Here is a 6,151-nt window from a genome sequence, read left to right on the forward strand (position 1 = left end):
GTGCTGTACCTGTTAAAAATGGTACGTGAACATACGCCGCTTTCCCACCATATTCGAATTGTAACCATTCGTTTTGTACTTGATTTGTCGTTTCAATCAAGTCATCTTTTTTAAGCGTACCAAGAATTTCTGAATCAGTATTCGCTCCAGCACGAACGTTTAATACATTTGCTGTTACATAATAAGAACTTTTCGTAAACTCAGCACTTACAAACGCTTCTTTGCCATCTAATTTAATTTTGGACCATCCGTTTTCTGTATTTATAACATCTAATTTATTTCCACTTAACATTTTACCTACAAGCTTTGATTCTACAGTTGGGTTTTCTCTAACGTTTAATACATCTGTTGTTACAATCGTTTCCGCTTTAGCAGAACCTGCAAAAATCCCAAGACCAAAAACTGCTGCTGTTGCTATACCTAATAATTTTTTCATGAATAGCCTCCATTTGCTTTGTTTTCGTGTTCTCATTATAGCAACAGTTTTTTGTAGAATTTCGAAAATCACACAATTACAAAGCATTCGTAATAAACGATTAATGATTTGTAACATAAATTTCCATATTAAAGAATTGCATTTCTACCAAAATTAGCAATAGTTTTCATATATTTCTCACAAATTAGTATAAGAATTTTTTTCCAGAAAAAATTACAGTATTACTTTTTTGTTACAAAAAAATCACTTTTCATTACATCTTTTACCAAAATCCATCATAATCCAATTATTAAATTACTTTTTGTAATGAAAAAGGAACAACTCCTATTAGCTGTCCCTTTTTATCTTTTATTTAACTTTCTTCTTCCAAACACCTATCATAATAGCTGAAACAATCGTCCCAATTAATATAGAGAAAATGTATAGCAACGGTTTATTCACTAATGCGATAACAAACAATCCACCATGCGGTGCCGGCAATGTAATTTGGAATAACATAGATAAGGCACCCGCGATACTTGAACCAACAACACAACTTACTATTACTCGAACTGGATCGGCAGCTGCAAATGGAATCGCACCTTCTGTAATAAACGAAGCTCCCATAATATAATTTGTTAAACCAGATTTACGTTCCGCTTCTGTAAATTTTGTTTTAAAGAATGTGGTTGCTAATGCAATCGCAAGTGGTGGTACCATACCACCAGCCATAACTGCTGAGTGCACTCCAAAATTCTGTGCTTCTATGGCAGCAATACCAAATGTAAATGCCGCTTTATTAATTGGACCACCCATATCAATTGCCATCATACCACCTAAAATAAGGCCTAATAATATAGCATTTGTACCACTCAAACCATTTAACCATCCTGTTAACATTTCATTTAATGCTACTACAGGCGGGTTTACTACTTTTTGCATAACAACTCCTGTAATCAACAATCCAAAGACTGGATATAACAAAACAGGTTTAATTCCTTCTAACTGTACTGGTAATCCTGAAAATAATCTTTTCAATCCTAAAACAACATATCCAGCTAAGAAACCAGCAATTAATCCACCTAAAAATCCAGCATTCGCTTGTGCTGCTAAAAATCCACCAACAACACCAGGCATAAAACCAGGACGATCAGCAATAGAGCTTGCGATAAATCCAGCTAAAATTGGTACAAGGAATAAAAACGCACCTGTTTCTCCACCGCCAATAGCCATTAATATTTCAGCAATAGGACCTTTTGCCTTAATTCCACCGAACATAAACGCTAGCGCGATTAAAATCCCGCCACCAACAACGAATGGAAGCATATTACTTACACCGCTCATTAAATGCTTATAAATTCCCAGCCCTTTTTCTCTCTCTACACTTTCTGCCTTCCCATCCTTTTTTACACCCTTAAAGATTGGTGCATCTTGTTTTACAGCTCGATTAAGAAGGATTTCAGTTTTTCTAATGCCATCAGCGACCGGCACTTGAATGACATGTTTTCCAGCAAAACGGTTCATTTCTACTTGTTTATCTGCCGCAACGATAATCGTTGTTGCACGTTCAATATCCTCTTTCGTTAAACCATTCTTTATACCTGTTGATCCGTTCGTTTCAACTTTAATGGCTATACCTAACTCTGCTGCTTTTGCTTTTAAACTATCCGCAGCCATATATGTGTGAGCGATACCAGTTGGACAAGCTGTAACAGCTAATACGTACGGTTCATTCCCTTCTGGCTTTGCTACTTCAACTTCTTCTTCTTTTTCATTCTCTTTTTCATCAAATAAACGAAGAAGTTCCTCTTCATCCTTTGCTTCTAATAATTGTTTACGAAAACCTTCATCCATTAATAATGTAGATAGACGCGACAACGTTTCTAAATGAGTATTATTCGCCCCTTCACTTGCAGCAATCATAAAGAATAAATGTGCAGGCTGTCCGTCAAGCGATTCATAGTTGATACCGCTTACACTTCTACCAAAACAAATTGCTGGTTGCTTAACAGCTTTCGTCTTCGCATGAGGTATAGCAATACCTTCACCAATTCCTGTTGTACTTTGTGACTCCCGCTTTAAAATAGCTTCTTTAAATTCAGCTTTATTATTTAAACGATTAGCACCATTTAATTTCTCAACTAATTCATCTATGACAGCTTCTTTATTTGAAGCTGTCGTATTCATAATGACTGTATCCCTTTTTAATAGTTCTGTAATTTTCATATGTTGCTTCCCCCTATCGCTTAGCTACAATTACTTGCGACAATAATTCTTCTACTTTTTCCTTTGTACATAAATCTGCCGAAAATGCTGTTGCACTCCCCGTTGCAACACCATATTGAAATGCTTTTTCAATATCTTTTGTCTGTTCATATTTACCTACAAATCCTGCAACAAGGGAATCTCCTGCCCCAACTGAATTAATTACAACACCTTTTGGAACAGTTGCTTCATATATACCTTCTGCCGTAAATAATAAAGCTCCATCTCCTGCCATTGATACGATAACGTGCTCTACACCTTGTTCGATTAATTTTCTTCCATACGGTAAAATGGCTTCTACTGTTGAAAGCTCCACTCCGAATAACTCACCAAGTTCATGATGATTTGGCTTTATTAAAAATGGCTTATTTTTAGTTACATACTGCAGTGCACTTCCACTTGCATCTACTACCACACGAATACCTTTTTCGGCTCCAAACGCTGCGATTGATTCATAAAAGGTAGTTGGAATAGAAGAAGGTAAACTTCCAGCTAGTACAACACAATCTCCAGATTGCATACTTTCGATTTTTTTCATCAATTGTTCAAATTGCTCATTTGTCACAATAGGACCTTGTCCATTTAACTCTGTTTCTTCTTGCCCTTTTATTTTCACATTAATTCGAGAATCTCCATCTACTTGGACGAAGTTCGTTGTTACACCTTCACCATGCAATACATCTTTAATAAATTGACCAGTAAATCCACCCGTAAATCCAAGCGCTACATTTTCAACACCTAAACGATGAAGAACACGAGAAACATTAATCCCTTTTCCTCCAGGAAACTTCATATCTTTCTCTGCTCGGTTTACTGTTCCTAAATCGAAAGAATTAACTTGTACTACATAATCAATAGATGGGTTTAAAGTAACTGTATAGATCATTGTTTATCAGCCTCAATTACATTGGTTTGTCTTTTATATTTTTCTAAATCAATTTCTAAATGATTTGTAATAATGCTTGCATCTTCAACATTTGCAATTTTCGCAAACGCAACTTCTGAAAATTTACTTTCATCAATTAAGAAATACCCTTCGTTCGCTAATATTAATGCCATTTGTTTCAAGAGTGCTTCTTCTGGATCTGGCGTTGTATACCCTAACTGTTCATGTACACCATTAGCTCCTAAAAAACATTTATCAAAACGATACTTCTGCATACTTTCCTGTGCCATAGCACCAATTAAAGCTTTCGTCCTACTCTTCATCATCCCGCCTAATAAATACGCACAAATATTATTTTCAACTAAAGCTTCAATATGCATAAGTCCATTCGTTACGACAGTAACATCTTTGTTTATTAAAAATGGAATCATTTCAAATGTTGTACTTCCTGCATCTAAATAAACGCAATCCCCTTGTTCAACAATACTAGCCGCATACTTGGCAATTTGTTGTTTTATTTGAATGTTTTTGGATGATTTTTCAATCATCGTGGGCTCCTGTCCTTTTCCTGTTAAAACAGAGGCACCACCATGAACTCTTTTTAATAACCTTTGTTTTTCCAATTGTGCTAAATCACGACGAATTGTCGACTCAGAGCTTTCTGTTCTTTCCACTAATTGCTGTAATTTAACTACTTTTTGTTCTTTTACAAGTTGTAGTATCATTTGATGACGTTCAGGAGTTAACATCTTCTTCACCTCTTCTTTGATTACAGTATAATGAAAACGATCACAAAAATCAACCACAAACAACCAAAATTAATCATTAACAATCACAATCGGTTATAAACAACAAAAAAGAAACCTATTTGATACAACAATCAAATAGGTTTCTTCTCTCGCTTCACTTATAAAGAAGCTTTATAAATTGCAAGAACATCATCTTTATTTAATTTTTTAAAGTTACCGAATTCACCATAAGCCATCGCTTTATCCGCCATTAAGTCAATTTCACTTTCTCTAATAGCGTAATCAGCTAATGTTACTGGCGCTTCAATCGAAGTCCAAAATTGACGTAATGCCTCAATTCCCTCTAATGCAATCTCTTTATCGGTCTTCCCATCTGTTTCTACACCGAATACACGAATAGCGAACTGTTTAAAACGACTTATATTTTCATCTACAACATGCTTCATCCAGTTCGGGAATAAAATCGCAAGGCCACCCCCATGTGGTATATCATGAACAGCAGAAACTGCATGCTCAATATTATGAGTTGCCCAATCTCCTCTTACTCCCATCGCTAAAATGCCGTTTAACGCCATCGTTCCGCAATATAATATTGTTTCCCTATGCTCATAATTTTCTAAATCACTTAAAAGCTTAGGAGCTGTTTCAATGACTGTTCTTAAAACAGATTCACAATAACGATCTTGTAGTTCTGTATTTGTTCCATGATGGAAATATTGTTCTAATACGTGTGACATAATATCTACCATACCGTAAATTGTTTGATCTTTCGGTACAGACGCAGTATGAACTGGATCTAAGATTGAAAACTGAGGGAATGTAATTGGACTGCCCCAGCCGTACTTTTCATTCGTTTCCCAGTTTGTAATTACAGAGCCTGCATTCATTTCAGAACCTGTTGCCGCAAGAGTGAGTACAGTACCGAACGGTAACGCCTCGCTAGCAAATGATTTTTTCGTTACAATATCCCATACATCTCCATCATATTTACTACCAGCAGCAATCGCTTTCGTACAGTCGATTACACTTCCTCCGCCAACCGCTAAAATAAATTCGACTCCATTGTCTTTACAAATTTGAATCCCTTTCTTTACTGTTGATAAACGAGGATTCGGTTCAACACCCGTCAACTCAAACACTTCCGCATTTATATCCTTTAAAATAGAAATTACATTATCATAAATACCGTTTCTTTTAATACTTCCTCCTCCATATACGAGAAGAACTTTTTTACCGAACTGTGGAATTTCAGTTTTTAACTGCTCTAATTGTCCTTTACCAAAAATAAGTTTTGTTGGATTACGAAATACAAAATTTTGCATATACCTTTACCATCCCTTCCATATGAAAAGCAACTATACTTTTGTATACCACACTTTTTTAATTTCACAAACAAATTTGYTTAACAAAAAAATCCCAGCCTTAAAGGCTGAGATTTTTTATTGATAATAAGGCGAGATCATTAAGTAAACAATAACACCAGATAAACTTACATATAACCAAATCGGCATCGTCCAACGTACAATTTTACGGTGACGTGTTAATTGATTCGTAAAACCAAATACTAGTGCGAACAATGCAAGTGGTACAATAATCGCCGCAAGGATAATATGTGTAATTAAAATGATGAAATACACATATTTAATGAATCCTTCTCCACCGAAATGTGTTGCTGGTGCTAAGTAATGGTACGATAAATACGAAACACAAAATAGTAAAGTCGTTGTAAATGCTGCCAGGATAAAACCACGGTGCATTTTCACATTCTTTTTAATAATAGAGAATAAAGCTGCTAATAAAAATACAAACGTAAAACTATTAAAGATTGCATTTAAC

Annotated in this window: 6 protein-coding genes; all 6 read right to left on the minus strand. The window is 35.3% G+C overall.

Annotated elements, in window-relative coordinates:
• Positions 1–436, minus strand: a 436-nt coding sequence (locus AC1DTM_RS16410) for an SH3 domain-containing protein (protein ID WP_477000498.1), incomplete at its 3' end; no start/stop codon positions are given.
• Positions 437–784: 348 nt separating this feature from the next.
• Positions 785–2,641 carry a PTS fructose transporter subunit IIABC gene (locus AC1DTM_RS16415; RefSeq protein WP_088099441.1) on the minus strand — a complete coding sequence of 619 codons (1,857 nt, stop codon included), beginning with the start codon at positions 2,639–2,641 and terminating at the stop codon, positions 785–787.
• Positions 2,642–2,654: 13 nt separating this feature from the next.
• On the minus strand, positions 2,655–3,566 hold the full coding sequence (gene pfkB, locus AC1DTM_RS16420; RefSeq protein WP_016105905.1) for a 1-phosphofructokinase: 912 nt from the start codon (positions 3,564–3,566) through the stop codon (positions 2,655–2,657).
• Entirely contained in the window at positions 3,563–4,315 is a 753-nt protein-coding gene (locus AC1DTM_RS16425; RefSeq protein ID WP_016105906.1) for a DeoR/GlpR family DNA-binding transcription regulator, read from the minus strand. Before AC1DTM_RS16425 ends, pfkB begins: the two co-directional genes overlap by 4 nt.
• Before the next feature lie 158 nt (positions 4,316–4,473).
• Positions 4,474–5,637 (minus strand): iron-containing alcohol dehydrogenase, encoded by a 1,164-nt coding sequence (locus AC1DTM_RS16430; protein WP_088099442.1) that lies wholly within the window; start codon positions 5,635–5,637, stop codon positions 4,474–4,476.
• Between the two features lie 117 nt (positions 5,638–5,754).
• Positions 5,755–6,151 (minus strand): DUF420 domain-containing protein (locus AC1DTM_RS16435; protein ID WP_477000499.1); only part of this gene is annotated, 397 nt, incomplete at its 5' end.

This window comes from Bacillus sp. P4_D3, assembly GCF_056401855.1.